Origin of the sequence: Flavobacterium sp. GP15, from assembly GCF_014281985.1 — a bacterium.
Lineage (GTDB): Bacteria > Bacteroidota > Bacteroidia > Flavobacteriales > Flavobacteriaceae > Flavobacterium > Flavobacterium pygoscelis.
In genome coordinates this window covers 1-848 of record NZ_JACFTC010000029.1, presented here as the reverse complement: position 1 = coordinate 848, position 848 = coordinate 1, and the positions used below count along the sequence as shown (strand labels likewise).

Sequence of the window (848 nt, the reverse complement as noted above, 5' to 3'; positions counted from 1 at the left end):
ATGTGCTGGCTTTTTTTATTCTACATTTAAGTTAGGATTTTTTTTATTCCACATTTCTTTTAATATTTTTTGATTTTCTAATTTTGATAAAAAGTAATTTAATTCTTTATGTATGTTTTTCGGGATTTTTCGGTTATGTTTAATTTCAAATATTTCTCCTTCAAAACTAATTTTGCAATATAAATCATTTTGTTTATTGTCAAAATGAAAATGAGGTTTTTTATTTATAAAATGGTCATTACCATAAATATTAAATTTGTATCCGAATTTTGATTTCCATTCTTTTAATATTTCAAATTCAGAATAATGAAAATTATTATCAATTTCTTCACTTTTATTCCCTTTACTTATTTGGAATAATATTTCATCGAAACGCATTTCTAATAAGTCATCATTGTTACTTTCAGTTGAGTTACTTTTTTCATTAGTAACTTCTTCGTCGTTGTATTGAAATATACCTTCAATGCTCAATCCATTAAGTTTACCTTCTTTTATCATTTTCCATACAGAATCATTTTCCACAGAGTACTCAATCATCCAAGTTCCAATTGGTAGTTCAATAAATTCTTTAGGTAATGTTTTTCGATTTTCTTTATCGATTATAAAAGACTTTGTTAGTGTTAAACCAAATGTTTCCTCATTATGATTTATACTCATTAGATTTTCACTTTTTTTTTCGTGAAAATCATTTCTAATTAATACAATTGTTTCTTCAGTAAAATAAATTTTATGAGTTTCATCAATTATATTATTAGCATTTCTAATGATTGCTTTATTAGGAATTAAGACTGGTGCTAATATGAAGTTATTTGGCATTTTATGGTGTTTCGTGAGGTAAGCTTGCACAT

1 protein-coding gene is annotated in these 848 nt (G+C 24.4%); it reads right to left on the bottom strand.

From position 1 onward, the window contains the following. Positions 1-15: 15 nt before the first annotated feature. Positions 16-848 (bottom strand): XkdF-like putative serine protease domain-containing protein (locus H2650_RS15690; protein WP_223151128.1); only part of this gene is annotated, 833 nt, incomplete at its 5' end.